Raw genomic sequence first — 12,878 nt, 5'->3', positions numbered from 1 at the left:
TTTTTTAGGAGTTTGTTAAAGAAATAGTAACGTAATGAAACAATTTTTCATGTCATGTGAATTTCATTTAGGAGGTCTCAGGCAATGACTAGAAAAACAACCACTGTTGCGTTGGCGCTTGCAGGGTTGATGGCGAGTTCTCTCGCGGCTTCGGCTAAAACAAGTCATATTGGCGAATTCAGGGATTGGGGTGTCTATCAGAACTCGCAATTACCAGGGAATAAGTGCTACGCATTGACTGTGCCGTCGAGTTTTCTTCCGGCAGGGGTGCGACATGGTGACAATTTCATAATTATTTCCAAGTCTGGCGGAAGTTATAGTCCACAGCTTGTTATGGGTTACCCGTTAAAAGCAGATAGCCGCGTTAACGTTATGATTGATGGCGCACAGTTTCCCTTCTTCAGTGAAGGCAATCGTGCATGGGCCCAAAATGTCGGCGATGAGGGGCGCATTATAAGCGCTATGCGGTCGGGCAAGTCGGTCAATGTCCAAGCCACGTCCGCACGCGGCACACAGACCCGTTACACATTCTCATTGATGGGATTGTCTGCTTCGCTGAAGCGCGTTGATCGCTGCTAAGCGAAAATAAAATAAAGCCCTGCCAAAGGCAGGGCTTTAAATGGGTTAGGGCAACTCTTTTAAGAAAGCCACGTCTGGTGCTTATACCAGTCATCAATGTCAGACTTTGCACGGTCCTTAGCTAGCCCATAGCGCTCTTGGATCTTACCTTCAAGCTGGTCACGGCGACCGTTAATCTGGTCGAGATCATCGTCGGTGAGTTTCCCCCACTGTTCCTTGATTTTGCCTTTGGCCTGCTTCCAGTTGCCTTCTACGCGATTCCAGTCCATTTGATTTCCTCCGTTCTGGTTTGTTGTACTAAGACAATGCTTGAGCAGGCGATTGGTTCAGATTTTTCTCTGCAAGCAAATACGCATTTGATTCTAGACCAATTAAATTCCTAAGAATTTGAACGGTTTAGCATCTTTAAATTCATTATTTACGACGCCAGAAAAAATGTTTTTCTGATCCGGTCCAAGGTCAAGTTTCTGGACTTTGCCCTTGTCAGCCGAAAAATCGATGGTCTTCAGGTCGACCCAGAAGACGTTTGGCGTGAGGGCGGATTCAAAGAAATAGAGTTTTTCTTTCTGGTCAGACACGGTGCGCCAGCGGGTCGAGGAAATGTTCGGCTCATCAGGAGTGGTGATTCCGAAAGGAACAGAAGCGTTGCGGATGACGCCAAATACACTCGCGATGGCCTCAACCGGATCTTCTGATTTTGGAATGGCGTTGATGTAGAAGGCAGCGCGTGTGAAACGGTCTGATGCGCGGTTTGTACCCGGAAGCATCACTGTCCCGCCGATCTGCTCCCAATAGGAGTGGAGTGCCAGCTGTTGATCAAACGTCGGGGAGTTGGTCATTACCTGATAGGTCGGGCTATGATGGATGACCTGCTTGCCGTTGATATATTCAACGATAGCGCTGTCGCCGCTGGCGTCAGAAATTGAAAGATGCAGCGTGGCCAAGCGGCTTTCGCCTGGAACTGCCTCGGTTACGATGGTGTACGGGTTTTTGCTAAGCTCTTGTACGGCTTCGTCGACGGTCGCGAAATTATCGAGAACGTATTGCGCCCATGCTGCAATCGAAAGGCCGGGGCCTGTGCCGTCGAATTTTGGATATTCGGATTCGACCAGCCAAAGAACATTTGCAACCAGCCCGGCTTCGTTCATGCCGTCCGTTGTCGAGATGTCGTAGCCGGAAGCGATGACGCTGCCATATTTCGAGGTCCACTTGATCGAGTTTGGACCCGTTTCGCCCGTGCGGGCCATGCCGCGTGGGAAAATCCAAAGATTTGTGCCAACGTCGACCTTCCAGTCCATCGACCGGGCAGTGATAATATGGTCGTTTGCACCGAGGTAAACCACGCGTGTGCAGGCTTCTGCGACTGGAGCGACCAGCATACTTGTGGTGACAAGCAAGCTTGTGCATGCGGCTGCTAAAGATTTCTTCAGAAATGCCATGAATGGCCCCCTATTGTTGAAACGACAGATAATTGGCTTCAATCAAAAACACTTTCGCCTCGCGGCGAGCATACTCATTCTTGTCTGAATATGCTTATTGGTAAACTAATTATATGATTGCACAATATAAACTATTGGGGGCTTCGAAAGGGTATTTACTGAAAATACTTATCTTTCGCCATTATATCCGCGGCGCTTCCATTCTTTTAAAGGCATGATGTCAGGCTGTCCGCCGCCAGCTTCATACCAGGAATCGACCGCCCATCGCTCGCCGTCGCTTGCGGTGATAACGGCAGTCCAATGAGGGTAACGGCCATCGATGAAACTGCCGCGTGTGGTTTTCCGCGCAGGCTGATGGTGTCTAAGCCAGCCTTTTGCATGCAAAAAGCGGATGAAATTATCTGTGTTGGTAGACTCATCAACACAGTCCATCTGTCCTTTTATCCGTGCTTTCCCGAACTGCATTCGTGGTTTGTCACGAACGCCAATCACAGCTGTGCTGCGTTCCTCGAAATAAGCGATAGCACGCTTTAGCGATTTTTGTTCTTCAGCAGCTGATTTGATACCACGGCTCATAATAGCGTCGATACGGCGCAAGTCCTGAGCGGATAAGATGAGCTTGGTTTGATAATAACAGTCGTAACCGTGGCAAACCCTGAAAGTGGCCGCTTCGGCGCTTGATGAAGTCGCGTAGAGCGTAAGCGCTGTTATAATCGGAGCTAGAAGTCTCATAGGGTGGATTGCTCATGCTTCTGGCTGGTGAAGAGTTGTGAAGGCTCAAGTCGCTCAATGCCCTGATAGGGATTCGCATGAATTGCCAGAATCCAAAGGCTGAATGCAGCTGTAATTGAATAAATAATTAGTGCCTTAATGCCGGCACGCGCACGATCTGCATGCGTTGAGGCTATCGTAATGGCCGTTAGTACGGTCAATGCTATTAGCAAATACCACTTATACATGTCGACAGATGTCGCGCCTACAGACAGGCGGGTATTGCGGGCATCTTGAAGCTCATCAAAGTCATGGACCAACTGAGAGATAATTGGCGTTGGAATATTGGTTTTGGCGAGGTCAACGATTTCGCGGCGGATATTTTGTAGGGCTGCCTCAACAGAATGTGCAGGCTCGATATTACTATTCTCCAGCCACTCATCTTTCACGACAGCTTGTCGATATTCGATGAGTGTTGCAGTCAGTTGAGGGGCGTTGAGAATTTCTGGGCTTGCTGCGCCAATTAATCGGTAAATTGATGACCTTTCGTCGCTCGTTGCCTGATCTGCTTTTGAATTGGCTGTCCATATATCCGCGGCAACAAAGCCCAGCGATAAAGCCCAAGCCGTTGCAATTGTGCTGACAAATGCGCCGATCGGAACGGAAAGAATATCATTCTTTGCATGGTGTGAGAGAATATGTAGTGCCAAATAACCAACGGAATAAACGCATAGTCCGAGTATGGCGAATGTCAAAAAAGAAACATACACAGATAACTCAAAAATAAACGCCATAACCCGCCTGCTTACCATTCTGGAAGTGGCATTCGTTGGTGAGGTTGGAATATTCAAAAAATAATACAAGCTCCCGCAGTTTGCCTCGTATATTTGAGGTTATCTCGAGAAATCTTGCAAGCCTAAAATAGGCACTTGTTGTTTTTGATTAATAACAGAGAAATCAGAAAGTGAAGATTTCAGGCAGGATTATACAAATTTTGCAAACGCCACAAATTGCACAAAGACTATCTTCTGCGCAATTTGTGGCCCTGATAATCGGTTGTTAAAAGACAATCGAAACGCCAACGACCGGCCCATGCTGCGTAACGTCATATCTAAACTTCTCACGACCTTCTTTGTCATTGAAGTCTTGATACAGCGCTCGATAGCCAACGCGCCAGATTGTCGGCAAATCGAATGTTTTCGTACGATAACCGAGATAGATCTGACCATGTGCACTCAGTTTGGTGCCTGCGCCAAAGCCACCAATGTCGGCTTCAGCGGAAAGGTTCCAGCGCTCGCTAACATCATATAATATACGACTGCCAATGAACGGATCGGCCCATTCCGATTTACGTGTCTCGCTGAAAGGCCCGACACTAAGTTTTGCTTTGATCCGGGTCCATCTGACTCCAGCAGTCGGCTCTATCGCAAATACGCGCTGCTTTCCAAAGTAGGTGAGGCCATCAAGATCTTGCTGGTAAGCTCGATAAAAAACACCACCTGCGAGCGAGGTCGATGTAATGTCGAGATCGAGACGTTCATGGAAGACATCTTCGCCTTGACTGGTCTTGGTGTACTGACCATCAAAATAAACGCCGAACGTGCCATTCGTAATCTCGATATTGCCCATGGCGCTCATGTCGAGATTGCTGAAAATGTCCTTGAATGGGACATCAACCTTGGATGAATACCCAAGTAATCCTGCATTGCCATTGAGCGAAGCCCCCCAGACATAAGGGCTAAAAATTACCCTCCAACTCTGTTGATCCTGAAACTCTGACTGAGCAGGCGCTGGCGCGATTACGTCTGCAGCAAGAGCAGACGCTGTTGATGTTATTAAAAAGGTGCTGATTAAAGCAATATTACGCACAGTTTTACCCGTAAAATTCCGGTTATAAGTGCTTGAATTCAGCTTCATAACGGATCCATCCCCTTGGAGCGTAATTTAGGAAAATGAAAGTATAATCTCAAAATTTCTATTTTTATCAATAAGTTAATTATTGGCAGAAATAAACTAAAAAATGGCAATTGGTTCGCTTTTATCCTCCTCGTGTGATTGAATATTCGGAGGTGCCTGATCATAGAATTGGAACGAAAATAAGCTTTGCTGATCGGAGATGAAATACTCAGATCTGCCAGATATCTTGAGCCGCCCCAAATACATTCATGGAACGTTGTCATATTCTTGAATGGCGCTTTCATTTTCCAAATTTTCACTGCGTTTTGCTTCAGAATGATTGAGTTTCAGCCTGACGCCTGGCTCGCCACTGTTTTCGCAGATAAACTGGGTGCCGACTCCTTCAAGCACAGTATTCTGAGGTTCGATCATATTTTATTGTCTGTAAATATTGTATCGAGCTGATGATCAAACGCGATGAATGCCATCATTTCTCCGTAAGATGCCAGGCGGCATGGCTGATCACATAATCTTGAGTTTTGCGTTTTTTCGTGAACACAATTTTGCCATTGTTTTTCTTGTTCGCGGCTGTGGGGCTTCTTACATAGCATGAGCGCCGCAGGAGTAGTGCCGTTTGTCTGGTGTTCTCGCCAGATTGATAGTTCGGCCTGCCTCATAAACTTGATAATTAGATGGTTTGTTATGACCACTTTTCGATATTTCACCTGGCCTGTGATTTTCACGGTCATTGGTTTGCTCTGTGCCTTATGGCTGGGATATTCATTGACCGGCACAGTGGGAGGCATGCTCTCTGTTTTCATCATCTGTGCGGTTTTGAGTATTCTCGAAATCTCGCTTTCGTTTGATAATGCTATCGTCAACGCGCGCATCCTGCGTGATATGACGCCGGAGTGGCAGCATCGATTCTTGACATGGGGCATCATCATTGCGGTTTTCGGTATGCGGATTATCTTCCCGCTTGCTATCGTCGCGGTCGCTATGTGGACGGACCCAATTTCGGCGCTGAAACTCGCGATCTGGCAGCCCAACGAATATGCACGGGTGATAGCTGAGGCCCACACGGGTATCGCGGCTTTTGGCGGCACATTCCTGCTGATGGTTGGTATGAAGTACTTCTTCGATGTCGAGAAGGACGTGCATTGGGTCAAGGTGATCGAAAGCCAAATGTCGAAGTTTGCTTCGATTCAGGGGATCGAGATCGGCGTTGCGATCGCGCTGATCTTGTTTTTCTCATATCAGCTTGATGCCGAGCATTCGCACACATTCCTTGTGGCGGCGCTGTTTGGTTTGTTGACCTTTCTCGCGGTTGAGGGCTTGGGCGCGGTGCTCGACGCTTCGCAGGAGCAGGTCGATATGGTGCATCGCGGTGGTCTTGGAGCGTTTATCTATCTTGAAGTGCTGGATGCCAGCTTCTCGTTTGATGGCGTTATCGGTGCATTTGCGCTCACCACAAACTTGTTTGTGATCGCCATTGGTCTTGGTATTGGTGCGTTTTATGTCCGGTCGCTGACCATCATGCTGGTCGAGAAAAAGACGCTCGGTCAGTATCGCTATCTCGAGCATGGCGCATTTTATGCCATCCTCGTATTGGCGGTGATTATGTATGTGCAGACACTGTTCCACATCCCGGAAGTGATTACCGGACTTATTGGTGCGGTGTTGATAGGTCTCTCATTCATGTCGTCGATCCGGTATAATAAGCGGAACCCGGAGTGGCAGAACGAGGCTGACGAAGCCGCGTTGCACTAAGTCTTGCACTGTTTAACGAAGAGAAAGGCGGTACTTGCCGCCTTTTTTGTTGACCGAATCGAAAGAGTTGGCGAGCGTTAACTTGCTCACGACAAGGCTCGTCGGAGTGTATTTTCATATGCCTCAGTCGGAAACGACTGCGGCTGCGACTTTTTTGGAGAGGGGTCTTCCATGGTCGTTACTCGCTTAAGCAAAACTGCCTTTGTTGCAGCAATTGCTTTCTTTGCAACACTCGTTTCTTTCGGCAATATCACAGACTACGGGAGCAATTTTGCTTTCGTGCAGCATGTGCTTCTGATGGATACAATCTTTCCGGATGCAACCATCAAATATCGCGCTATTGAGAGCAATACTCTGCACAATGCGGGCTATATTCTGATCATTGCTGCTGAAACATTGACAGCCGTTCTCTGCTGGATCGGTGCTTTTGCGATGCTTGGCCGTTTGGGTGGCGATGCAAAGAGCTTCAATCACTCCAAGAAGTGGGGCATTGCTGGTCTTTCGGTCGGCTTTCTCGTCTGGCAGGTTGGCTTCATGTCGATTGGTGGCGAATGGTTCGGCATGTGGATGTCGTCCACCTGGAACGGAATTGAATCCGCCTTCCGCTTCTTCATCACGATCATCGCCGTGCTGATCTATGTCGTTCTGCCGGACGGCGAGATCGAGAAGTAATCAGATGAAATGAGACGCTAAGGCGGGTTCGTTGATAAGTTCAACGCCCGCTTTTTGCATCTGATCAAGCATGGCATCCATCGAACCGCCAATGTCGATGCCGCGGCAAGCATCAAGCCTTACGCGCACCTGAAAACCGTGTGCTATAGCATCAAGCGCGGAATAGGCGACGCAGAAATCCGTGGCCAGTCCTGCGATTGTCAGAGAGCCAATTTCGCAGTCACGCAAATAGCCCGACAGGCCTGTCGGCGTTCTGCGGTCGTTTTCATAAAAAGACGAATAACTGTCTACGCCAATGCGAAAGCCTTTGCGAATTACGAGTTGCGCGCGGGTCCACTGCAAATCTGGATGAAAGTCGGCACCGTGCGTGCCTTGAACACAGTGGTCAGGCCATAGCGTCTGCGGTCCGTAAGCCATCTCTACGCTGTTAAACGGCTTTTGTCCCGGGTGACTGGTTGCAAAGCTCAAATGTCCTTCCGGGTGCCAGTCTTGCGTTAGAATGACGTGCTCGCTCTCTTCAATCAAACGGTTGATTGCGGGCAGAATTTCATCCCCCTTGTCGACGGCCAGCGCGCCACCTGGGCAGAAGTCATTTTGCACATCAACGACGAGAAGGGCATGTCCGATCATAAAACGCTCCTGAATGCTTCACTGCAATTATATTGAGACACGAGTTCATATGCCAGTCATTACCCGCGTTCTGGTATTACATCATCTTTGGTGCTACCGACCGGCTTTATTTCACTTTGACAGGGGATGTTTATGACTGGTGAAATCACACGTGACAGCAATGGAACGCAGCTCAATGATGGCGATTCGGTTACGCTTATCAAGGATTTGAAGGTAAAAGGCACGTCGACAATGCTCAAGCGCGGTACGCTGGTCAAGGGTATTCGTCTGACGGGGAATCCGGACGAAGTGGATTGCAGCACAAAGCAGGTTAAAGGCCTCGTGCTGCGTACGGAATTTTTGAAAAAAGCCTAATCAGGCATCAATTTCGACACGACCACGCGGACGGCTGCAACAGGCAAGGATGTAGCCTTCCGCGATCTCGTCATCACGAATACCGCCATTGTGGGTCATTTCGGTTTCACCACCGATACATTTGACTTTACAGGTGCCGCAAATACCGAACTCGCAGGCGCTCGGGATTTTTAATCCGCCATTGCGGGCAGTCAGCAGGATTGTGTCGTTTTCGGTGCATTCAACTTCAACACCTGAAAGCGTGAAGACAACCGTTGCAGGTGGCACGGCAGGCTTTGCGGGAGCCGCTGGCTTTTCACCCGTTGCAGCCAATGTTGTTGGCAGGGGTACAGCAGAAATTTCGCTGGCAGGCTGGAAGCTTTCCTGATGATAATTGGCCATGTTGAAGCCAGATTGCTCCAGAAGGCTGCGTACGCCATTCATGAACGGCTCAGGACCGCAACAAAATACTTTGCGATGGAGAAAATCCGGTGCCAGCAGTTCAAGCCGCGCGCGGTCGATGCGGCCATGCAGCCCCGGCCAGACATGGCGCGCCGATGATTCTTCAACAATGAATGCAAGACGCATGGCTTCCATACGGCCTGAAAGCAGTTCCAGTTCCTTGCGGAAAATAATATCATCGGGCGAGCGCGCGCAGTTGATGAAAGCGACATCGGTGGCCGGTGCACAGTCAAAAAGCCAGCGCGTCATCGAAACCATTGGTGTGATGCCAGAACCCGCTGAAATGAAGAGATATTTTTCGCTCGGATGATTGGCGAGCGAAAAGTCGCCATTGGGGCCATAGGCCTTGATGGTCATCGGCGGACGCAGATGGTCAAGCATCCAGCGCGTGCCGATGCTATCCTTCTGCGCTTTGACAGTGACGGAGATATGATAGGGGCGGGAAGGGGTCGATGATAGCGTGTAGGTGCGCAGCACCGGCCCAAGTCCATCAGCGCGTTCAATCGGCAGTTCAAGAGTGACGAACTGGCCCGGCGTGTAGCGGAACCAATTGTCCTCCAGTGTTTTGAAGGAGAAGGTCATGACGTCTGGCGCTTCTTCGATAGCCGAGATGCATTGTAGCATCTGCAACCTGTCGTTCCACGGCAGCATCTCATCCAGATATTTCAGAGGCTGCATGGCCTTCTCACTTCTTTAAGTTCATTACAAATTACGCGACGCGGCTGAGCTTCGCGGTCTCGCCCTTCAGGCGAGGCGTGATGGTGTTGGTGTACCATTCAAGGAACTGCATCACGCCGCCCTCATGCTCGACCGAATAGGGGCCGGGCTGGTAAGCGGGTGAGCGGATGCCAACCGCATTTTCTTCCACAATTTGGCGGTCCTGATCGTTGGTCTGAATCCACACATGGGTCAGCTCATCGAGGTCGTAGTCAACGCCTTCGACCGCATCCTTGTGAACCAGCCACTTGGTCGTCACCATGGTTTCATTGGCGCTGATTGGCAGCACACGGAAGGAAATGGCGTGATCGGCCATCAGGTGGTTCCAGGTCGAAGGATAATTGAAGAGCAGCATCGCGCCGATATTGGTGTTACCCGATACCTGATCGCTTAATGGTTTCTTAACCGCTGGCTTGCCCGACATGGTGTAGCTCACCGCATCGCGCAGAAGTGGAATACGGGTAATGCGATAACGGCCGTCTTCCGACATGTTAAACTCGGCAGGCAAGCCGATGGAAGCGCAGTTTTTCCAGAGCTGGTTGATTTCCGGGTCTTCCATGACGCCCTGAACGCCTGTAGCGCTCGGTGCTTCCGGGTAGGTGCGGCAAAGTTCCGGATGGTTGGCCGCGCAGTGATAGCACTCGCGGTTGTTTTCCCACACGAGCTTCCAGTTACCCTTCTCAATGATCGAGCTTTCAAAGGCGACCTTGGCTTCCTTGATATTGTGCGGTGCGAGGTAAGGCTCAACCAGAGTGCGGAAGCTATTGAAGTCGGGTGCGTCATCGGCAAGGCAGACATAGATATATCCCGCGACGCTTTCGCAATGCACTTGCTTCAAACCATATTCGGTGGGCTTGAAATCCGGCCCGACCTGACGCGCAAACAATAGGCGTCCATCAAGTTCATAGGTCCACTGATGGTAAGGACAGACGAGCTTTGCTGCGGTACCTTTTTCGGCGGAGCAGATACGTGAGCCGCGATGGCGGCAGGAATTGTGGAACGCGCGGATACCGCCCTGTGCATCGCGTACAATGACGACAGGGTATGCACCGACCTGAACGGTCATGTAGGAGCCAGTCTTGGGTAGCTCGCAATCGTGGCCGACAAACAGCCAATCGCGATAGAAAATGTTTTCCAGATCGAGCTTGTAGAAATCCGGATCAGTATAAAACTTCTGCTCGAGGCTGAAATTTGGGTCGCGCCCGGTCAAAAGCCCCAGCATTTCATTGCGAACGTCCATCGATTCGACCCTTTGCGTCCGTATCAAGGTCGGGCTGGTGCTGTTCTCTCAGCGACGCTGGCTCGACCGAATGTTCCCTTTGTCCTCCGGAAGCTGTGCTTTTCCCATTATCTCAATGGCTTGTCTGTTCATTGGCTCATGTTCAGACTGGCTTCCGTTGTCATGATTCAATCATTGAAATGTTCTAAACGCGCATTGGGATGCGACATGACTTTCGCGTAAAGACGACACGCGGGCATTCGCGCAGTTTTTTGCAAATATGTGAGAGTTGCATGCGCGGGATTGCCAAAATGGGAGAAAGCCAGTTACCAAGCTGCCTGACATATTCGGTTTCATTCCATGGGAGGCTCGCAGGCCATGAAACGTTCAGAAGTTAATGAGATTATTCGCGAGAGCGATGCTTTCATCCGTTCTTTTGGTTATATCATGCCACCATTTGCCTATTGGACGCCTGAAGAGTTGAAAACGCGCACGTCAAGCGATTCAAAGGCTATTCTCGATGGTCGTCTTGGCTGGGATATTACTGATTATGGTCAGGGCAAGTTTGCGGATCTTGGTCTGTTTCTTTTCACCACGCGCAACGGCAATGCCGAGGACCTCAAGCGTGGTGGTGGTATGCTTTATGCCGAAAAGATCATGATCTCGCGCAAGAATCAGCTTTCGCCAATGCATCGCCATGTGGTGAAGGCAGAAGACATCATCAATCGCGGTGGCGGTACGCTGGTACTGGAACTCTTCAATTCGCGCGCCGACGGTAGCGTTGACGAAGAAACTGATGTGACCGTCGCAACGGATGGGCGCTGGGTGACCCAGAAAGCCGGTGCGCATTTGAAGCTAAGCCCAGGTGAAAGCGTTACGCTTCTGCCGGGCAACTGGCATGCCTTTTGGGGCGAGGGCGGCGATGTTTTGATCGGTGAAGTATCGACCGTCAACGACGATCTGACCGACAATATTTTCCGTGAGCCGATTGGCCGCTTTTCCGATATTGAAGAGAACGAACAGCCACTGCATTTGCTCGTCTCAGACTATGATAGATGGCTCTAAGTTAGATTAAAGGACTGAACATATGAAGCTGGCGATGATCGGAACGGGCTATGTGGGTCTGGTTTCAGGTGTGTGTTTTGCCGAATTTGGCTTTCACGTTACCTGTGTCGACAAGAACCCATCGATCATCGAACGGCTTGAAGCGGGTAAGGTCACGATTTTCGAACCCGGGCTTGATGAGCTTATGGGGCGCAACATTCGTGATGGCCGCCTTGAATTCAGTACCGATCTTGCGACCAGCGTTGCTGATGCTGATGTGATCCTGATTGCAGTTGGCACGCCGTCGCGTCGTGGCGATGATGAAGCGGACCTACAATATATTGAGGCAGCTGCTGATGAAATTGCAGCTGCGATGAAGCCGGGTGCGGTGGTCGTTATCAAATCGACGGTGGTTGTCGGCACCAATGCGCGTATTCGCGACCGTATAGCGCTTGCGCGGCCGGGCGTTGAGTTTTCGATGGTCTCGAACCCGGAATTCCTGCGTGAAGGTTCAGCGATTGAAGACTTCATGCGCCCTGATCGTGTGGTGGTGGGTGTTGATGACGAGCGCGGCAAGGCGGCGATGCAGCGGCTTTATCGTCCGCTTTATCTGCGTGAAACGCCGATGGTCGTCACCTCGCTGGAGAACGCTGAAATCATCAAATATGCAGCGAATGCTTTTCTCGCTATGAAAGTGACGTTCATCAATCAGGTGGCGGATCTTTGTGAAAAGACCGGCGGCAATGTGCAGGAAGTTGCACGCGCCATCGGCATGGATAATCGTATCGGGTCCAAGTTCCTGCATGCTGGACCGGGCTTTGGTGGTTCGTGCTTCCCAAAAGATACGCGCGCTTTTGCTGCGACCGGCAAAAAATATGACGCACCGCAGTCGCTGATTGAAGAAGTAATCGCGGTCAACGAAGCGCGTAAGCTATCGATGGCAGATCGTATTATTGCCGCTGCTCGTGAGAGTGGCGCGAAAACGGTTGCTGTGCTGGGCGTCGCTTTCAAGCCGAATACGGATGATATTCGCGAATCGCCTGCGATTGACATAATTGCCGCCATTCAAAAGGCAGGCATTTCTGTGCGCGCGCATGATCCGGAAGCGATGGATGCTGCAAAGGCAGTATTGCCGGATGTTGTCTGGTGCAGTTCTGCTTACGAAGCGGCAGAGGGTGCGGGTGTTACGGCGCTTTTGACAGAGTGGAATGCTTATCGGGCGCTTGATTTGAAACGTGTCGCGAAAGCGATGGATGGCAATGTGCTGATCGATCTGCGTAATGTCTACAAAGCTGACGATGTTGCCGGAACCGGATTGGATTATCGCTCGGTAGGGCGGACCTTAAAGCAATAAAAGAAAACGCCGATCTGAGGATTTCAGATCGGCGTTTTTGTTTGGTGAAACG

At 50.2% G+C, this 12,878-nt stretch carries 16 protein-coding genes; 6 read left to right on the top strand and 10 right to left on the bottom strand.

Annotated features, from left to right (window positions below):
* Positions 1-84 precede the first annotated feature (84 nt).
* On the top strand, positions 85-579 hold the full coding sequence (locus U2P60_RS17200; RefSeq protein WP_413573482.1) for an invasion associated locus B family protein: 495 nt from the start codon (positions 85-87) through the stop codon (positions 577-579).
* Positions 580-638: 59 nt separating this feature from the next.
* On the opposite strand, the gene U2P60_RS17195 is transcribed toward U2P60_RS17200, so the two are convergent.
* The 7 genes from U2P60_RS17195 to U2P60_RS17165 all read right to left on the bottom strand — a co-directional run bounded on the left by U2P60_RS17195 (position 639) and on the right by U2P60_RS17165 (position 5,374).
* The gene (locus U2P60_RS17195) at positions 639-848 is read right to left on the bottom strand and encodes a CsbD family protein (protein ID WP_413573481.1); all 210 of its coding nucleotides are present in this window, start codon (positions 846-848) and stop codon (positions 639-641) included.
* A 102-nt stretch (positions 849-950) separates the two neighbouring features.
* Positions 951-1,958, bottom strand: coding sequence for a linear amide C-N hydrolase (locus U2P60_RS17190; protein ID WP_413573846.1), 1,008 nt, complete (start codon positions 1,956-1,958; stop codon positions 951-953).
* Positions 1,959-2,186: 228 nt separating this feature from the next.
* Positions 2,187-2,750: a hypothetical protein gene (locus U2P60_RS17185; protein ID WP_313826805.1), complete on the bottom strand. Its 564-nt coding sequence runs from the start codon at positions 2,748-2,750 to the stop codon at positions 2,187-2,189.
* Positions 2,747-3,523 carry a hypothetical protein gene (locus tag U2P60_RS17180; RefSeq protein WP_413573480.1) on the bottom strand — a complete coding sequence of 259 codons (777 nt, stop codon included), beginning with the start codon at positions 3,521-3,523 and terminating at the stop codon, positions 2,747-2,749. Before U2P60_RS17180 ends, U2P60_RS17185 begins: the two co-directional genes overlap by 4 nt.
* 265 nt (positions 3,524-3,788) lie before the next feature.
* Entirely contained in the window at positions 3,789-4,646 is an 858-nt protein-coding gene (locus tag U2P60_RS17175; RefSeq protein ID WP_413573479.1) for a hypothetical protein, read from the bottom strand.
* Positions 4,647-4,892: 246 nt separating this feature from the next.
* Positions 4,893-5,057, bottom strand: a complete 165-nt coding sequence (locus U2P60_RS17170) for a hypothetical protein (protein WP_413573478.1) — start codon at positions 5,055-5,057, stop codon at positions 4,893-4,895.
* On the bottom strand, positions 5,054-5,374 hold the full coding sequence (locus U2P60_RS17165; protein ID WP_413573875.1) for a hypothetical protein: 321 nt from the start codon (positions 5,372-5,374) through the stop codon (positions 5,054-5,056). Before U2P60_RS17165 ends, U2P60_RS17170 begins: the two co-directional genes overlap by 4 nt.
* Between U2P60_RS17165 and U2P60_RS17160 the strand changes: the two genes are divergently transcribed.
* Together U2P60_RS17160 and U2P60_RS17155 are read left to right on the top strand one after the other, a co-directional pair.
* Positions 5,328-6,395 carry a DUF475 domain-containing protein gene (locus U2P60_RS17160; protein WP_413573477.1) on the top strand — a complete coding sequence of 356 codons (1,068 nt, stop codon included), beginning with the start codon at positions 5,328-5,330 and terminating at the stop codon, positions 6,393-6,395. The two genes, U2P60_RS17165 and U2P60_RS17160, sit on opposite strands and share 47 nt — an antisense overlap.
* A gap of 171 nt (positions 6,396-6,566) precedes the next feature.
* On the top strand, positions 6,567-7,067 hold the full coding sequence (locus U2P60_RS17155) for a DUF2165 family protein (protein ID WP_413573476.1): 501 nt from the start codon (positions 6,567-6,569) through the stop codon (positions 7,065-7,067).
* Here U2P60_RS17155 and pncA read toward each other — a convergent pair whose 3' ends face one another.
* A complete protein-coding gene (gene pncA / locus U2P60_RS17150; protein ID WP_413573475.1) occupies positions 7,068-7,697 on the bottom strand; it encodes a bifunctional nicotinamidase/pyrazinamidase in 630 nt (209 codons plus the stop codon). It abuts the gene before it with no gap.
* A gap of 132 nt (positions 7,698-7,829) precedes the next feature.
* Here pncA and U2P60_RS17145 point away from each other — a divergent pair, with 132 nt between their 5' ends.
* A complete protein-coding gene (locus U2P60_RS17145) occupies positions 7,830-8,051 on the top strand; it encodes an alkylphosphonate utilization protein (RefSeq protein WP_413573474.1) in 222 nt (73 codons plus the stop codon).
* Here U2P60_RS17145 and U2P60_RS17140 read toward each other — a convergent pair whose 3' ends face one another.
* Together U2P60_RS17140 and U2P60_RS17135 are read right to left on the bottom strand one after the other, a co-directional pair.
* Positions 8,052-9,170, bottom strand: a complete 1,119-nt coding sequence (locus U2P60_RS17140) for a 2Fe-2S iron-sulfur cluster-binding protein (protein ID WP_413573473.1) — start codon at positions 9,168-9,170, stop codon at positions 8,052-8,054. It abuts the gene before it with no gap.
* A 31-nt stretch (positions 9,171-9,201) separates the two neighbouring features.
* Positions 9,202-10,449 (bottom strand): aromatic ring-hydroxylating oxygenase subunit alpha, encoded by a 1,248-nt coding sequence (locus tag U2P60_RS17135; RefSeq protein ID WP_413573472.1) that lies wholly within the window; start codon positions 10,447-10,449, stop codon positions 9,202-9,204.
* Between the two features lie 357 nt (positions 10,450-10,806).
* On the opposite strand from U2P60_RS17135, the gene U2P60_RS17130 reads away from it, so the two are divergent.
* Both U2P60_RS17130 and U2P60_RS17125 read left to right on the top strand, forming a co-directional pair.
* Positions 10,807-11,493 (top strand): D-lyxose/D-mannose family sugar isomerase, encoded by a 687-nt coding sequence (locus U2P60_RS17130; RefSeq protein WP_413573471.1) that lies wholly within the window; start codon positions 10,807-10,809, stop codon positions 11,491-11,493.
* Positions 11,494-11,515: 22 nt separating this feature from the next.
* A complete protein-coding gene (locus U2P60_RS17125) occupies positions 11,516-12,826 on the top strand; it encodes a UDP-glucose dehydrogenase family protein (protein WP_413573470.1) in 1,311 nt (436 codons plus the stop codon).
* Positions 12,827-12,878: the final 52 nt, after the last annotated feature.

Origin of the sequence: Brucella sp. H1_1004 (assembly GCF_047308065.1) — a bacterium.
Classification (GTDB): Bacteria; Pseudomonadota; Alphaproteobacteria; order Rhizobiales; family Rhizobiaceae; genus Brucella; species Brucella pseudogrignonensis_B.
This window is presented reverse-complemented; position numbering and strand designations above follow the sequence as displayed.

Bases quoted from the DNA above. Each gene is read 5' to 3' on its own strand.
- U2P60_RS17140 (WP_413573473.1), bottom strand. From the start codon at position 9,170: ATGCAGCCTCTGAAATATCTGGATGAGATGCTGCCGTGGAACGACAGG.
- U2P60_RS17160 (WP_413573477.1), top strand. From the start codon at position 5,328: ATGACCACTTTTCGATATTTCACCTGGCCTGTGATTTTCACGGTCATT.
- U2P60_RS17165 (WP_413573875.1), bottom strand. From the start codon at position 5,374: ATGACCGTGAAAATCACAGGCCAGGTGAAATATCGAAAAGTGGTCATA.
- U2P60_RS17200 (WP_413573482.1), top strand. From the start codon at position 85: ATGACTAGAAAAACAACCACTGTTGCGTTGGCGCTTGCAGGGTTGATG.
- U2P60_RS17155 (WP_413573476.1), top strand. From the start codon at position 6,567: ATGGTCGTTACTCGCTTAAGCAAAACTGCCTTTGTTGCAGCAATTGCT.
- U2P60_RS17190 (WP_413573846.1), bottom strand. From the start codon at position 1,958: ATGCTGGTCGCTCCAGTCGCAGAAGCCTGCACACGCGTGGTTTACCTC.
- U2P60_RS17135 (WP_413573472.1), bottom strand. From the start codon at position 10,449: ATGGACGTTCGCAATGAAATGCTGGGGCTTTTGACCGGGCGCGACCCA.
- pncA (WP_413573475.1), bottom strand. From the start codon at position 7,697: ATGATCGGACATGCCCTTCTCGTCGTTGATGTGCAAAATGACTTCTGC.
- U2P60_RS17175 (WP_413573479.1), bottom strand. From the start codon at position 4,646: ATGAAGCTGAATTCAAGCACTTATAACCGGAATTTTACGGGTAAAACT.
- U2P60_RS17195 (WP_413573481.1), bottom strand. From the start codon at position 848: ATGGACTGGAATCGCGTAGAAGGCAACTGGAAGCAGGCCAAAGGCAAA.
- U2P60_RS17180 (WP_413573480.1), bottom strand. From the start codon at position 3,523: ATGGCGTTTATTTTTGAGTTATCTGTGTATGTTTCTTTTTTGACATTC.
- U2P60_RS17145 (WP_413573474.1), top strand. From the start codon at position 7,830: ATGACTGGTGAAATCACACGTGACAGCAATGGAACGCAGCTCAATGAT.
- U2P60_RS17130 (WP_413573471.1), top strand. From the start codon at position 10,807: ATGAAACGTTCAGAAGTTAATGAGATTATTCGCGAGAGCGATGCTTTC.
- U2P60_RS17185 (WP_313826805.1), bottom strand. From the start codon at position 2,750: ATGAGACTTCTAGCTCCGATTATAACAGCGCTTACGCTCTACGCGACT.
- U2P60_RS17125 (WP_413573470.1), top strand. From the start codon at position 11,516: ATGAAGCTGGCGATGATCGGAACGGGCTATGTGGGTCTGGTTTCAGGT.
- U2P60_RS17170 (WP_413573478.1), bottom strand. From the start codon at position 5,057: ATGATCGAACCTCAGAATACTGTGCTTGAAGGAGTCGGCACCCAGTTT.